This is a genomic window from Pseudomonas sp. JC1203, assembly GCF_056175065.1.
The window spans coordinates 78,155-93,155 of the sequence record NZ_JBWCAM010000013.1; the positions used below are offsets into that span (position 1 = coordinate 78,155).

15 protein-coding genes and 1 pseudogene are annotated in these 15,001 nt (G+C 57.9%); 10 read left to right on the forward strand and 6 right to left on the reverse strand.

Features of this window, described 5'->3' with window-relative positions:
* The first annotated feature begins 27 nt into the window (after positions 1–27).
* Complete coding sequence (locus AC0SZ7_RS19585) at positions 28–1,446, forward strand: YncE family protein (RefSeq protein ID WP_475505937.1); 1,419 nt, start codon at positions 28–30, stop codon at positions 1,444–1,446.
* Positions 1,447–1,894: 448 nt separating this feature from the next.
* Here AC0SZ7_RS19585 and AC0SZ7_RS19590 read toward each other — a convergent pair.
* Positions 1,895–2,215, reverse strand: a pseudogene (locus tag AC0SZ7_RS19590) (transposase); the annotation flags it as partial.
* 269 nt (positions 2,216–2,484) lie between these two features.
* Here AC0SZ7_RS19590 and AC0SZ7_RS19595 point away from each other — a divergent pair.
* The 8 genes from AC0SZ7_RS19595 to AC0SZ7_RS19630 all read left to right on the forward strand — a co-directional run bounded on the left by AC0SZ7_RS19595 (position 2,485) and on the right by AC0SZ7_RS19630 (position 9,409).
* A complete protein-coding gene (locus AC0SZ7_RS19595) occupies positions 2,485–2,640 on the forward strand; it encodes a hypothetical protein (protein WP_475505938.1) in 156 nt (51 codons plus the stop codon).
* Between the two features lie 71 nt (positions 2,641–2,711).
* Positions 2,712–3,920, forward strand: a complete 1,209-nt coding sequence (locus AC0SZ7_RS19600; protein WP_475505939.1) for a YcaO-like family protein — start codon at positions 2,712–2,714, stop codon at positions 3,918–3,920.
* A gap of 14 nt (positions 3,921–3,934) precedes the next feature.
* Positions 3,935–4,600, forward strand: coding sequence for a TfuA-like protein (locus AC0SZ7_RS19605; RefSeq protein WP_475505940.1), 666 nt, complete (start codon positions 3,935–3,937; stop codon positions 4,598–4,600).
* Positions 4,601–4,607: 7 nt separating this feature from the next.
* Positions 4,608–5,378 (forward strand): aKG-HExxH-type peptide beta-hydroxylase, encoded by a 771-nt coding sequence (locus AC0SZ7_RS19610; protein WP_475505941.1) that lies wholly within the window; start codon positions 4,608–4,610, stop codon positions 5,376–5,378.
* Positions 5,375–5,650 carry a hypothetical protein gene (locus tag AC0SZ7_RS19615; protein WP_475505942.1) on the forward strand — a complete coding sequence of 92 codons (276 nt, stop codon included), beginning with the start codon at positions 5,375–5,377 and terminating at the stop codon, positions 5,648–5,650. Before AC0SZ7_RS19610 ends, AC0SZ7_RS19615 begins: the two co-directional genes overlap by 4 nt.
* Before the next feature lies 1 nt (position 5,651).
* The gene (gene moeB / locus AC0SZ7_RS19620; protein WP_475505943.1) at positions 5,652–6,815 is read left to right on the forward strand and encodes a molybdopterin-synthase adenylyltransferase MoeB; all 1,164 of its coding nucleotides are present in this window, start codon (positions 5,652–5,654) and stop codon (positions 6,813–6,815) included.
* Complete coding sequence (locus AC0SZ7_RS19625) at positions 6,812–8,131, forward strand: MFS transporter (protein WP_475505944.1); 1,320 nt, start codon at positions 6,812–6,814, stop codon at positions 8,129–8,131. The genes moeB and AC0SZ7_RS19625 overlap by 4 nt, the downstream gene beginning before the upstream one ends.
* A gap of 12 nt (positions 8,132–8,143) precedes the next feature.
* On the forward strand, positions 8,144–9,409 hold the full coding sequence (locus AC0SZ7_RS19630; RefSeq protein ID WP_475505945.1) for a cupin-like domain-containing protein: 1,266 nt from the start codon (positions 8,144–8,146) through the stop codon (positions 9,407–9,409).
* A 375-nt stretch (positions 9,410–9,784) separates the two neighbouring features.
* Here AC0SZ7_RS19630 and AC0SZ7_RS19635 read toward each other — a convergent pair whose 3' ends face one another.
* Positions 9,785–10,510, reverse strand: a complete 726-nt coding sequence (locus AC0SZ7_RS19635; protein WP_475505946.1) for an autoinducer binding domain-containing protein — start codon at positions 10,508–10,510, stop codon at positions 9,785–9,787.
* A 337-nt stretch (positions 10,511–10,847) separates the two neighbouring features.
* Between AC0SZ7_RS19635 and AC0SZ7_RS19640 the strand changes: the two genes are divergently transcribed.
* Positions 10,848–11,177 (forward strand): YncE family protein, encoded by a 330-nt coding sequence (locus AC0SZ7_RS19640; RefSeq protein WP_475505947.1) that lies wholly within the window; start codon positions 10,848–10,850, stop codon positions 11,175–11,177.
* A gap of 66 nt (positions 11,178–11,243) precedes the next feature.
* Here the strand turns inward: AC0SZ7_RS19640 and AC0SZ7_RS19645 are convergent, their stop codons facing one another.
* The 4 genes from AC0SZ7_RS19645 to AC0SZ7_RS19660 form a co-directional block, all read right to left on the reverse strand.
* A complete protein-coding gene (locus AC0SZ7_RS19645) occupies positions 11,244–11,939 on the reverse strand; it encodes a TerC family protein (RefSeq protein WP_475505948.1) in 696 nt (231 codons plus the stop codon).
* A 9-nt stretch (positions 11,940–11,948) separates the two neighbouring features.
* The gene (locus tag AC0SZ7_RS19650; protein ID WP_475505949.1) at positions 11,949–13,238 is read right to left on the reverse strand and encodes a CitMHS family transporter; all 1,290 of its coding nucleotides are present in this window, start codon (positions 13,236–13,238) and stop codon (positions 11,949–11,951) included.
* Positions 13,239–13,319: 81 nt separating this feature from the next.
* Positions 13,320–14,009: an RraA family protein gene (locus AC0SZ7_RS19655; RefSeq protein ID WP_475505950.1), complete on the reverse strand. Its 690-nt coding sequence runs from the start codon at positions 14,007–14,009 to the stop codon at positions 13,320–13,322.
* Entirely contained in the window at positions 14,006–14,998 is a 993-nt protein-coding gene (locus AC0SZ7_RS19660; protein WP_475505951.1) for a hydroxyacid dehydrogenase, read from the reverse strand. The genes AC0SZ7_RS19655 and AC0SZ7_RS19660 overlap by 4 nt, the downstream gene beginning before the upstream one ends.
* Positions 14,999–15,001: the final 3 nt, after the last annotated feature.

The window sequence follows — 15,001 nt, forward strand, 5'->3', positions numbered from 1 at the left end:
ATGCCCACATTCAACATGGAGTCTTCGATGAAACATCGCAACCGCGCGCTGTCCCCTGCCAGCCAACTGTGCAAGCTGGCCACGCTGATCGGCCTGATGAGCCTGGGCATGCAAGCCGCCATGGCGCAGTCGGCGTTCGACACCCCGGACCCGGACTACCAGGGCCAGATCATGGCCATGCCGGCCGAAGGCGGCGCCATTACCGCTGGCAGCGACGTGCAGCTGATGGGCCGTGGCTTCAAGCCGGGCCAGCACATCACCCTGACCCGCGGCACCACCGTGCTCAACGCCGAGGCCTACGTGGCGGACGCCCAGGGCGGCTTCAAGGGCGCGCTGAAAGTGCCGGCCGATGCCGCCGTGGGCCAGCAGCCAATCGTGGTCACCGTGAGCAACCCGGCCGCCGCCGCCGTGCTGCCGCTGAAAATTTCCCCGGTGGTGCCGCTGTCGGGCACCGAGCGTTTCAAGCAGACCAGCGCCAAGCTGGTGCCGGGCCTGTACCAGTCGGCCGTCAGCGCCAAGAGCGGTGCGGTGTTCGTGACCGCCGCCGTGGGCCGCCCGCCGGTAAAGGAATCGCAGCTGCTCAAGCTCAACCCCACCACCCTGGCGGTTGAAGCCCGTGTCACCCCAGCTGCCGCCCCGGGCCGCGAGCCAGGCAATGTGTACGCCGTGTACGGCGTGGGCGTGGACGACCGCAACGGCAACGTGTGGGTCACCAACACCCGCCAGAACAGCGTGGCCGTGTACCGCCAGTCCGACCTCAGCCTGGTCAAGCAGTTCGCGCCCGACACCGTCGCCCACGCCCGTGACGTGGTGCTGGACACCGGCCTGGACAAGGCCTTCGCCGGCGCCACCGGCACCTCGAACATCGTCATGTTCGACGCCGGCAAGCAGACCGTCGAGCGCACCATCGAAATCAAGTCGGCCCAGCGTGGCGAGCGCGGCGCGGCCTTCTCGGTGGCCAGCCTGCACCTGGACGCGCAGAACCACAAACTCTACACCGTGAGCCTGAGCACCAACGAAGCGGCGGTGATCGACGCCAAGACCGGCAACGTGGAAAAAGTGTTCCCCATCGAAGGCGTGAAAATGGCCATGGGCGTGGCCTACGACGCCAAGACCAACCGCCTGTTCGTGGCTGCGCAGAACAGCGACAACCTGGCCATCGTCGACGTCGCCAGCGGCAAGACCCTGCACCTGGTACCCACCGGCGCCGGCCCGCTGAACGTCACCTTCGACCCGGTCAAGCGCCTGGCCTACGTCAGCAACCGCGGCGCCGGCACCGTCACCGTGGTCGACCCGGACGGCAAGCTGGTAGCCAACCTGGACGACGGCACCTTCCCCAACCACGTCGCCACTGATGCGCAGGGCAATGTATTTGCGGTGAACAAGTCCAAGGGGCCGGATGACAAGGATGGTGATCGGATTACCCGAATCACTCAGATCCGCTAAGCCTCGAGGCAATCCACAATGGGACCGGGGGGCGGCCATCCGGCTTGGCCGGGAAGCGCCGCCCGCGCGGCGCATCGCCGTCCCGCAGCCCCTACATTTGTTGCAACGTGCCATGGCCTGTGGGATCGGCGTTGCCAGTCGAGTTGGGTGAGAGCCTAGGGTCTCATGCGGCGGCGGGTTTTCGCGTGGGAGCTGGCTTGCCAGCGAGCTTTTCAGGCCGCAACAGCTCGCTGGCAAGCCAGCTCCCACAGTATTTCACGCACGCTCCACACATTTCATATATAGCCTAAGGATGCTCCGATCAACTTGCCGCATATCCGCAGTTAGTCGAAACCCACTCGGCCCAACAGCGTTATCCGCTGAAAATCGAACGATGCCTTCTACAGGGAGGGCGTTTTCGCCCGCTCTTCTGTGTTAAGACCGTAACTCCCCCACATCCATCAGCTGATTTTCGAGCCATCCACAGATTCGACCGGACGAACAGCGTGCTGAGCTGAGCTGTGTTTTTCATCAGTCCACGAATGCGTACTTTCACGCAGCCAAACTAACGCTTGATTACCCGAAAGGGATGCTCAACCTTGGCCCTTGGCCTTGCTGAGCACGCTGCGTTTACTGAACGTGGAATACGTGCTGCGCCGCGCGGCGATTTGCCAGATGACTTCACGACTCCCCTGCTCCTCACGCTTCTCGACACCGGTGTATCCAGCTTCTGCATATATCCGTTTTCTTCGCCATTCAACAACTCGGCGATCTGCGTGACATCGGCTACTTTCGGTTGAAAATACCAAGATCACCACCTTTGCTGAGACGCTTCTAGGGCGTCGAAGCGCTAGTTGAAAGCGATTATGGGAGTCTAGCGGACATAACCTTAGGGATGTCGACCTACCAATTCTTGTAGTTGAATACTTCGGCAGAGCTCTATAAAAAGGTGCCTACTCTTTCAGGGCGCACCACGTTATCGCATTGATTCTGATGAGTGCGCCAACACCAAAAAGAGTAACGCCGACAATGGCATTCACTATGCTTTAGGAGACTCATATGAATCAAACAACTAACGAATCGTTCACCCTCGAAGCTTCCGCCATCGAAGCATTTGCTGACATTTTGAATGATGAAGGCCAGATGCGTGCCGGCTTTGTTATTCACGAATCCAATAATGCGATCACCGCTGACTTGGAAGAAATCAGCAAGTAATGAAGAAGCGTGCTATTCGCCCGCTCGGATAGCACGCACTTTATGCGTCCACACCCCCAATAGGCTAAACCATGTTTCGCATGACCTCAAGCTTGCGCAAGGCATCATTGTCCGAGACTTTGACACATGCCAGAATATTGGCGCAGCAGTTTGGAATCACCCGTGTTACGAATACAACTTGGCTGGATAAAATTGGCATTCCGGTCTTCGCCAGTATTCGCCCTGATGCCGTTGAAGGCTCGTTATGCGTCAGCGCGGGAAAAGGCATGCGGGCGCAGGAAGCGCAGGTAGGTGCCTACATGGAGGCAATTGAGTTTGCCATTGCAGAATATCGAAATAGAAATATTGAGGTGTTCCTGTCCACCCCACGCAAGGTCGCAGGTCAAAAAGGTTTTAATTACGACTTCGTAGACTTTTGCCCGATCCTAGGCGCGCCTATCGATCCCGATGGATTATTAATGTGTGTCCATGCACAGGATATTGTCAGCGGAAAAGTCTTTGCCGTACCTGCCGAGCTGATTTTTTCGCCGTTCAACGAAAACCAGGGGCAGCGTATTTTCGGCACCAGTACCAACGGGCTCAGTTCTGGAAACACGGTGGATGAGGCGAGCGTTCATGGTATCGCGGAAATCGTCGAGCGCGATGTCCAGGCCTTCAACTTTATGAAGGATACCTCCCGCTTGGTTCGACGTGATCGCGCAATCGAGACGCTCGACCCTCTGTTCCACTGTATCGAGCAGGCTGGCCTGAGCGCGGCGCTCAGGTATACGCCAAGCGTGATTGGGCTGCCTTACTTTCAAGGATTCATCCTAGAGCCGACAGACGATGCTCCTATCGCGATTTCGTGCGGCTCGGGTTTGCACCTGTGTCGAGACATTGCGGCCGTTAGAGGGCTGGCAGAAGCGGCGCAATCACGGCTGTCTTACATTCATGGCGGTAGGGACGATCTGATTGAGCGGTTCAAGTACTTCAGTTCCGACAGTCGCGAAGCTGAACTTGACGCTGTTGCCCGTTTGCGTCGGCATGTAAACGACACCCGCGAACCGATAATTTACTCGTCGATTGAGGATGCCAACCCGGAAATCCACAACATCGAGTCAGCATTGGAATGCTTACTGCAGCGTTTAAGAGCCCAAGGTTTCAGTCAGATATTGCGAGTGGTACTGAGTAAACACGATTCGCCGCTGGCAGTGGTCAAGATCGTCATACCAGGCATGGAATCATTCCAGCCAGCACTTAAGCGTGCAGGCCCTCGCCTGTCCCGCTATATCGCACAGTAGCGGCAGGAAAAAATATGAAGTTGCATTTATTTGTAGGGCCAACGGCCTCAGGCATGGAACAGACCTTGGCCGAACTAAATAAAGTGGTGGTACATCCACCCGCCAAACGCGGCGACATCCAGACGCTGGTGACTCAGCATAGGGTTGCTGGCAACATCGCTATTGTGGATGGCACTTTCCACAGCTTCCCTTCTGTCGGTCACATTGAAATCCGCAAGGCTATTCAGGACGGCTGGAAAATTTGGGGTTTGGCATCTATGGGCGCCATCAGAGCAAGCGAAATGCGCCTGCTGGGCATGCAAGGTCATGGAGTTGTTTACAGGCAGTATTGCGATGACCCCGAGTTCGACGACGACGAGGTGACGCTGGTTCACGAGGCTGACGCCCCCTATCGCGCGATGTCCGAGCCATTGATTCATATTCGCGGTTTTGTTAGCTCATTAGAGGCTCAGCAGCAAATATCGGTGGTTAATGCACGGTCGATTATCAGGGATCTGAAGGAGCGTTGGTACGTAGAACGGACCTTGCCCAGGCTGAAAAAACTGTTGCAGGCCACTGGCGAAATGACGATGCAGGAGATTGATCAAGCACTGTCCGGTTTCAAGGATTTTCGCGTCAAGGGTCATGATCTGAGGAACTTCTTGGCATCTCGTTGCTGGTGCTCGAAATACGGGGATTGAACTACGTATGAATCCTGAAAAATTTTTCGAAATGATTGGAGGCGTGCCTTTTATCGATGATGGAGTACGCTCCAGAACCTTGCTGGCCGCAGCCGCCTGCAGCCGTCGTAACTCGGCGCCAGATGCACATGACGCATTGACCGATTATCTGGACCCGGAAAATGCACGTGCACTGTTCAAGCGTCTGGCAAGCAGCCAGGTTGATGAGCTCGAGTCCACACAGTGTTCAGCGGTGGAACTCCAAGAAATTGCGCACGCCACCACCAAAATTGGTGAGGCCTGCGAAAGATGGCGCGGTTTTTTTACCATCCCCATTCGCTACCGAAAGTTGTTCCAGCCCATGAGCAGCTCGACCAGCGCATTGATACCCCAAACTATTTATTTAGGCTCACGTGCCTTTTGCTCACCAGTTCCGCTGCAGGAGACGCTGGTGCATGAGCACGCGCACATCTGGTTGAACTTCGTGATGGAGGTTTACGACCTGCAAACACGCGAGGCGCCAAGGGACTATGTGCTGCCATCGGGTACTCGCGGCAAAACCTTAAGAGGCGTCATGGCCGCAGCGCATTTCGCGGCGGCCGCCTTGAAATATTATCGTGGCCAGCATAATCCCCCTCCATCGAGAGAACGTCAGGCTTACTTGTACGAGTATCTGGCTGGTTGCCTGGAGATTGCGGCCCAGCGGCCTTGTTTCACCCCGATGGGGCGTTTGGTGTTTTCCTCACTGAATGACTTCTATCAGAACCTCTCAGTGCACCAGAAGGAAACTCAAGCATGACTAAAATCATCATCGCCAGTCAATTCTCGGATCTTACCAATGGCCGTAAATCCTGGACACTAAAGTGCTCGAATGTTCAGCAACTGTTGGATGGCCTATCTGCGGACGAACCGCTGTTATTCAGTGCTATTGTGCAAGGTGAATTCCGACTGAAACCTTTTGTCAGCCTGGTCATCGATGACATTCCTTATTCTGACGAAGAGCGTTGGCAGGATATTCCCCTTACGGCTCATTCCACCGCACTGATCATCAGCGCGGTCGCGGGAGGCTGATATGAATGAGGATCTGTTCAGCCATGACGAAAGGGCCCACTACGCCAGGCAGTTTCTTGTAAGTGATTTTGGCCCCGACGGACAGGCCCAACTTAAAGCTGGCAGGGTACTCGTAGTAGGGGCGGGAGGCTTAGGTTGCCCCGCACTGATGTACTTGGCCGCTGCGGGAGTTGGCAATATCGGTGTCGTGGATGATGACACCGTAGACGTCAGTAACTTGCATCGCCAGTTACTGTACGCGATTAACGATATCGGTCAACCCAAAGGTGCCGTCGCACGGCAAAAACTGCTCGCAAATAATCCGCATGTCATTATAGAGCACTTTAACCAGCGAATCGATGAGCGCAATGTCCTGAATTACGTGCAAGGCTACGACGTAATCCTGGATGCGACTGACAATTTCTCTGCCAAATACCTACTGAATGATGCGTGCCATCTCGCAGGCAAACCGCTGATTTATGCTTCGATCACCCAGTTCGAAGGGCAAATCGCAGTATTCAATCTACTTGAAAAGAGTGGACGACGCTCTACTAACCTGCGCGACATTTTTCCCGCGCCTCCCCCAACGGACCTTTCTCAAAACTGCGGCGAGGCCGGTGTGCTCGGCGTTTTACCTGGTATTGTAGGATCGATTCAAGCGCTCGAAGCCATCAAGATTCTCGCCGGTCTTGGAGAGCCCTTGGTCAACCGGATGATGCTGTTTGATGCCCTGGCCATGGGGGTGCGAAGTGTCACGATACGCCACCGGCCCAATAACCCTCTCAGTGGAGTTCAACCATCCATCCTCCACCCTGAGCCGATAGAGGCGCAGCGCACTTTAACTCTTGGCGAACAGTATTGCATTTCGCCCCAGGCGCTAGAGGACCGCTTGCGCAACGGTGAGCCGTTGCAATTGATTGACGTACGGGAAACTGAAGAACATCTGGCGGTCTCGCTGGGCGGAGTCAACATTCCATTACGCGAACTGTCCCGAGATCTGCCCCGAATGGTGGCTACCTCAGACACTGTGGTGTACTGCAAAAGTGGCGTACGTAGCTTGAAAGCGCTACACGCGATCAACGCCTTCTTAGGCAACGGGCGTTGCCGGACGCTCACCGGCGGCTTGGATGCCTACGTCAGGGCCGGTTGCCAAGAGCGGTTGACTACTTGCCAGGGCCTCCAATGAATAGGTCATCGCTTAAAGGGCTGGGGCGCGACTTTTACCTAATGCAGGTCGCAGCGTTTTTAAACGCCGTAGGGGCACGTTGCGGACAGCTCGCAATTGCCTGGTGGGTTCTGGGCAAGATCAATGACCCTCTGCTTTTTTCCACCCTCATTGCGGCTGCAACCTTGGCGGATGTACTTTCCCGAGCGGCATTTGGCTGGCTGGGCGATCAGTACAATCGTCAAAAGTTGTTGGTTGGCTGTTATGCAACCAGCGCACTAGCAACATTAGTGCTGGCCGGCCTGAGCTTGATGGATATTTACCAGCCTTTATTGATTGGCGCATGCCTGATCGTTTCCGGCATTAGTATCGGTATTCGGGATCCGATCCAGATGAGCCTGACGCCGGCTTTGGTCCCTACCGAACGGGTCAGCGATGCCGTGCGCTTGCGCAGTATTATCGGCTCATCGTCCGCCCTCATGGGGCCTCTTGCCGCTGGTATCCTGCTGGGTCCCTTGGGAGTATTGGGTACCCTCTGGCTCAATGCACTGGCTGTAGTAACTGCGCTAGTGTTGATTGTCATTATCAGGGCACCGGCCGCCACCCATGCACCTGGCCGACGGCAGGCAGCCTATCTAGCTACTTGGTATAAACGTACAAACGAAGGGTTCACAGCCCTATATCGGGTGAAGCCCGAATGGAATCTGAGTCTATTAGCCTTCGTTGTCAACTTTTCACTGTATCCGCTATTCGCGGTGTTATTCCCTGTTTTGATCAATCGTCATTTCCCCGCCGACTTATGGTTAATCGCAGTCACTGAGGGAGCATTTGCAGTGGGGCTTCTGGTCGGCAGCCTATTGTTCGTCAAGCGTGCGAACCATCGCTGGGGAAGGCCGAACGTAGTATTCACTGGATTCCTGCTGATAGGGCTGACCATGGTCGGTTGTGGAATCTTCAGTCACTTCTTCCATACCCACCCTTGGTGGTTTGCCAGCGTAACGGTGCCGCTGCTGTTTGTTGGCGGTGTGGGGCTGGTCATGGTCACAGTCAACACATCCACGGTGCGCATGTTGGCAACTCCTGATAACTACCGAAATCGGATTGGCTCGGCGACGTCGTTCATTTCCGGCATGGTAATCCCATTTGGAGCCATGGTTGGAGGGGCGTTTTCCGGGGCCTTGGGCGTGAGCTATGCCATGGTGATCCTCGGCCTACTCATTGTACTGGTGGCAGTGCCTTGCATGTACAACGCTGCGCTGAAGCAGGTTTTAGCTCTGAGTGATGAGCAGATAAAGAACGCCTATAAAGAATTTTATCCTGATGCTTTCCCGGATTGAAGGTGATAAACAATGACAACACCGACCACTGAATGCTTCACCGAAAAAAATACGCCAGTTGTTCCCGCTTCTTTTTGGAACAAATTTGTCGACCTCTCAAACAACAGGTTGCGACCTTTAGTAATTGAAAGCGACGCGCTTACCGGGCCATTGCTGACCTTACAGGACGTTTTCCAACTAGCAAGGAAAATTGTTGAATCAGGCGACCTAACCGTCAACGCGGATGGCAAAATGCTGGACCAGCCAGCGGTACCTGCCTTTCCTGAGCAATTCGAAGGATTCGAACAGTTTGTCAGGGAGTTCGCTACGGCAAACGATGCGGAAGCGATAACCTTCACACGGGACTATTGCTTGAAATACTCCAGTATTGTGGCGGCCAAACTTCGAGCCTTCACCCATGGGTACATTCAGCGTTACGGAATGCCATACCCCGGAGCCAACGCTGTGTTCATTGGCGGCAGGTACCGATCTACGTGGATTGGCTTGCACAATGACTCCTGCGACACCTTTCTGTTTCCGCTATATGGCCGAAAACGCATGATGATCTGGCCACCGGCCTACTTCGATAGTATGAAACTGGAACAGAAGTCCGCGCTTAACGGTATCTGCTTTGGGCACATTGATATCAGCCAATATGAGGATGATGCAATTGCTTACGAAGTAGCCGCTGGTGAGATTCTCTTTATTCCCGCCGGTTGGTGGCATTACAACAAAATGGAGTATTTGGAGACGACCTTGACCTTGTCTGTGGGAATGTTCAGCCATGGGACTACACAACGGTTCTGCGAAAACCCGATTAAAGCTACGGTAGCTAACAAGGCAGTTAACGCTTCACTAGGGGCTATCAAGCAACTCCCGAGCATGGTCTTCAAGTCGCTTGCCGAGGTTGCACTGCCTGTGCAGGCAGAAAAATTTATCGACACGATTCGCGATAACAGCAAAATCCAGATGCTGCTCAAATTGTCTGCCAACGGCATCATCCGTGATCGTGTCCTAGAACGCTTCGACACGTTGTATTGGCCGGACCTGACGGTCGGTGCGAGGCTCGACAGCCCGATCTTTCTGCTCGCCTTGGGCGAGGAAGAGGGACTGTTGTTCGCCGGCGGGGCGATGCTGCGCGTAAAGCAATTCCAGAAGGTTTGTCACTTGATCAATTTGTTACTGCGGGCCGACCCCCTTTCGATGGTGCAGGTACTGCAGGGGCAATCAGGCGACGACGAGATCCTCAATGTTATGCGTTGGCTATACGCTCAGGCTGCCATCGATTTGATTGCCTGAATACTTCACATCTCACAGCGATCCACAAACCTTAGACCCTAAGCACTGTATCGAGCAGGTGCTTCGAAATAAGTCATCCCTGTAAAAAATCAGGGTCGTGGGCGCTGACGATCGTTTTACGTAGCTCACGGAAACTGCCCTGCGCGCCCTCCTTTTGGGCTTAATGATTTTGTGGAGTTGACCGCAACATTGACGCACCGGTTAACCTGGCGACCAACAGGCTGGCGTTACGAGCCGTGGGATGAGGCAGGGCCGTGAGATGGGTGGAGCCCACTCCTCTTCACCACTCTCACTCTGCTATTGCGACCATCATTCACCCCCTAATTAAGGCGCCAACTACAGAATCACGCACCGCCCAGACTCATCGCTGGCAGGTCAGATCACCCCTAAAGCAGCAGCATAGGCCGCTGCCAGAATTCTGTTACCGGAGCCAAACTTCCGCTGAATACCTTTAATGTGGAAATTAACCGTATCTTCTGAAATCCCAAGAATTTTCGAAATAGTTTGAGAGCACTTTCCATCTCCAATCCACCGAAGAACCTCAAGCTCACGCTTAGTTAAAAAGACCTGTGAGGGCTTCACAACATCAGTCAGCATGAGGTTTTCCTCGATCAACTCTAGGATGCAACGCAATTTCAACTTCAACAGCAAGGCCTCCGTTGCAGCGACAGGCCCGCTTTGGCGCGCCACTCCCATCACATGCACGGTTTGATCCCTACCCCGTAACATTAAGGTTGCCCCAACGTTTAGATTCCACTCCCTCGCTTCACAAAAAAGCTGCGACCTCATCATTTCCTCATGTTCAGACCATAATACAAATCCCACTTCCCTCGCCTTTATCACCGACAGATCTATAGCACCATAATTGTTATGCCTATAGTGCGTAAGCCATTCGTCAGGATAGCTTCCATTAATGCACGTATCAGACTGATTAAAAGGAATGGATGGACGGTATAGATATGCAAAACAGTCAAAGCCCAATGCTCGAATTTCTGCGTCAACATTTCGAAATAGATCAGCAGAAGTAAGGCAGCCCGCGAAACGAGCATTGACACCACACCACCAATCCGCAAGGGCAGCATCGAATTTTATTGGATTCATTGTTTTTCTCCCAAAATCCCCAAGCAAAAACTACGCAAGGGAGAGATCGACAGCAATCGAATCCAATTAATAATTGTGTTTCAAATCCTAACAGGTTCGCTATAATTTTATGGCGAATATTTATCCACCACGATTAAAGATAACCTTCCACAACGCCGACCTCCTTGAAACATGCAAGTTTCTTCATTGAACGCTAATAGCCCGGCAACCTCCCGCGGGACTACGGCAGCTAGGGATTCTACGAAAAAGTCTCCAAGTGTGACGAAATACGCCTGACAACCTGACCCGAGCCCACCGTGAGCCAGATGAGCTTTTCCGGTTTTGGATATGCCGGGAAGTGCAAGTAGACACGCCGCGAACGTTTCTGCCCTGCGTAGGCCTGCTGAGGCTGATCGAGCCGTTCTACGCCAAGACCGGCAACGTGGAAAAAGTGTTCCCCATCGAAGGCGTGAAAATGGCCATGGGCGTGGCCTACGTCAGCAACCGCGGCGCCGGCACCGTCACCGTGGTCGACCCGGACGGCAAGCTGGTAGCCAACCTGGACGACGGCACCTTCCCCAACCACGTGGCCACTGATGCGCAGGGCAATGTGTTTGCGGTGAACAAGTCCAAGGGGCCGGATGATCAGGATGGTGATCGCATCACGCGCATCACCCAGGTGCGCTGATAGCCCCCTGACGCGGCCTGCGGCCGCTGCTACGGGTTGACCTGTAGCAGCGGCCGCATGGCCGCGTCACAGGCGACGCGAAGCCTGAACAGCCGGCTGATGGCTGCCCAGCCAGGCGCCCACTGCCACCACCAAAATCGCCCCCGCCGCACTCGCCGGCCAATGCAGCCACGTCACTTCGACCAACCCCGGCACCAACTGCGCGCTGTCCCCCGCCATGCCCCCTGCGATCCAGCCGATCAACCCCGCGCCCGCCTGCACCAGCCATGGCCAGCGGTGCATCGCCGCCAGCACGAAGCGGCTGCCCAGGACGATGATGGGAATGCTGACCAGCACCCCCGCCGCCACCAGGTAGACATTGCCCTGCCCTGCCCCGGCTACCGCCAGCACGTTGTCCAGGGACATCACCACGTCGGCGACGATGATGGTCTTGATGGCGCCCCACAGGCGCGTGCCACCATCGATTTCCTCGGCGTCATCTTCACGGTTGGCGGCCAGCTTGATGCCGATCCACAACAGCAGCAGCGCCCCCGCCAGCTTCAACCACGGCACCGCCAATAGCTGCATGGCGAAGCACAGCATCACCACCCGCACGCCAATGGCCCCGGCCATGCCGCCGTAGATGGCCTTGCGCTGCAACGCCTTGGGCAGGCGCCGGCAGGCCATGGCGATAACCACGGCATTGTCGCCGCCCAGCAGCAGGTCGATGGCGATGATCTGCGCCAGGGCGGTCCACAGGAAGGGTTCGGTTATCCAGTTCACGCGCGCACCTCAATGAACGAACAGCGGGAAGATGCCGGTCAGCAGCGACACCGCCAGCAGAATCAGGCAGCTCACCAGTGACCAGCGCAGGGTGTAGCGCTGGCTTTCGGCGTAATCGAGCTTGAGCATGCTGACCACAAGGTAGGTGGAGGCCACCAGTGGGCTGAGGATGTGCACCGGCTGGCCGATAAGCGAGGCGCGGGCCATCTCGATGGCGCTGATGCCATGGGCCTGGGCGGTCTGCGCGAGGATGGGCATGATGCCGAAATAGAACACGTCATTGGACACCAGCCAGGTCACCGGGATGCTCACCAGCGCGGTGATCACCGCCATGAACGGCCCGAACGCTTCCGGTATCACCTTCAGCAGGCCCTGGGCCACCGAGTCGGCCATGCCGGTGCCGGTCAGCACGCCGGTGAACACGCCGGCGGCGAAGATCAGGCTGGACACCGCCAGAATCGGCGGCGCATGCAGCTCCAGCTGCGCCTGCTGGTCCTTGAGCCGGGGGAAGTTGACCACCAGCGCCAGGCACGCGGCAATCATGAACAGGTAGCTCAGCGGCAGCAGCTCCAGGCACAGCGCCAGGATCAGCAGCACAGTCAGGCACCAGTTGAAGACGAAGCGCCAGCCGCTGTCGCCCCGGTGTTCCTTGTGGTCGGCAAAATGCCCATTGAGGTCGATGGCACCGCCCAGGCGCGCCCGCTCGCGGCGGCCGAACAGCCAGGCCAGGGCAAAGGTCCACAGCATGCACGCCAGCAGGCCCGGCAGCATGGGCACGAACATCTCGCCCACGTCCACGTGCAGCGCTGTGGCCGCCCGCGCGGTCGGCCCGCCCCACGGCACCATGTTGCCCAGCCCCGCCACTTGCAGCAGCAGGCAGCAGACCATCGGCAGCGACAGGCCCAGGCGTTTGTAGATGGGCAGGAACGCCGACAGCACGATCATGTAGATGGTGGCGCCGTCACCGTCCAGGGCGACGATGAACGCCAGCGCCACAGTGCCGACGAAGATTTTCACCGGGTCGCCACGCACCGCGTTGACGATGCGCGTCACCAGTGGGTCGAACATGCCCGCCTCGGTCATGGTCAGGAAGAACAGCATGGCGAACACCATCATCACGCCGTTGGGCGCGACCATGCGCACGCCATCGAGGATGAATTTGCCGACCTCGGCGTGGAAGCCGCCAACCAGCGCGAACACCGTGGGAATCAGGATCAGCGCGGTCAACGCTGAAAGCTTCTTGGTCATGAGCAAGAAGATGAAGCAGGCCAACATGATAAAACTGAGCATCATGAGCATGGCGTTTTCCTGTTTTTTATAGTTGTACAGGCGTGCCGCGAACGGCATCACCGCAACCGATGATGCCGACATTCTAGCCAGTCAGACGGGCAGGCCCTTGCTGCGCAGCAATGAATCGAAGCGCTCCGGGTCGGCAGTGCCGGCGCGGTTGGTCTCGCGAATACCTGCCTCGCGGTCCAGGTGCGCCAGGGTCTTGGGCAGCAGCGCTGCAGCGTCCTGGGCAGGGATGGCGATGACGCCGTCGGCGTCGCCCAGCACCAGGTCGCCGGGCAGCACGCACAGGCCGGCGCAGGCGATGGGCACGTTGATCTCGCCCGGGCCGTCCTTGCTCGGGCCGCGGTGGGTGTGGCCGGCAGCGAACACCGGGACGATGCCCTCGGCCAGTTCTTCCAGGTCACGCACGGCGCCGTCGATGACGATGCCGCCCAGCTTCACCCGCAGCGCGGTGGTGCGCACCAGGCCACCGATCACCGCCTGGCTGACGTCGCCGCCGCCGTCGATGACCAGCACGTCGCCGGGCTGCACCATCATCAGCGCCTTGTGCACCATCAGGTTGTCACCGGGGCGCACGCGCACGGTGAAGGCCGGGCCGCAGAGCTTCAGCGACAGGTCGCCGTGGTAGGCGCGCAGGCCCCGGGCGCCGATGCTGCGGCCCATGCAATCACCGGCCACGGCCACGGGAATCTCGCGGAAGGCCTGCACCAGGTCTGCCGGCAGGCTGGCGACGCGTGGGTTGATGCGGTAGCCCGCAGGCCATTGTTGAGCGGTCATGGCAGTACTCCAGAGCAGTGTTGAAGAACCTGTGGGTTGACGCAGGCGCTGGCCGCAGGCGGCGTGCCGTCGAGAAAGCCCAGCACGTTGCGCGCCGCGCCCACGGCCATGGCGGCCAGCGCCGCCGGGGTGGAACCACCGACGTGCGGGGTCAGCACCACATTGTCCAGGCGCAGCAGCGGGCTGTTGGCCGGCAGCGGCTCCACGGCCATGGTGTCGAGGCCGGCGGCGTACAGTTGGCCGCTGGCCAGCGCCTGCACCAGCGCGGCTTCGTCCACCACTTCGCCACGGGCGGTGTTGATCAGCAACGCGCCTTCGGGCAGCTGCGCCAGCTGCTCGGCGCCGATCAGGTTGCGCGTCTGCGCGGTGAGCGGCACGTGCAGGCTGAGCACCTGGCTGCGGCCGAGCAACACGCCCAGGTCGTCGATGCGTTCTGCGCCGTCCAGCGCGGCGCCGGCGGGCAGCAGCGGGTCGTGCACCAGCACCTGCATGCCGATGGCCTGGCAGGCCCGGGCCACGCGCCGCGCCACCTGGCCAAAGCCCACCAGGCCCAGGCTGCGGCCGCTCAGCTCCAGCCCGTCCTGGGCGCGGGACCAGCGGCCTTGGCGAATTTCGCGGTCCATCCAACTGACCCGGCGGGCGGCGGCGAACATCAGGCCCAGGGTCATTTCGGTGACCGACTGCGCGTTGGCGCCGGGCGTCACGTACACCGGGATGCCCCGCCCAGTGGCGGCGGCCACGGCGATATTGCTGACGCCGACGCCGTGCTTGGAGATGACTTTCAGGGTGGGACAGGCGTCGATGGCGGCGGCGGTCAGGTCCAGGGTGCGGGAGATGATCGCGTCCACCGGCTCGCGGGCGAGGATGCGTTCAATGTCGGCGGGGCCTTGCTCGGGTGTCACGTACAGCACCCGGCAACCCTGGGCCCGCAGCAGCTCCAGGCCAGCGGGCGCCAGGCGTGGGGCGGTCACGAGAATGGTATGAGGCATGGG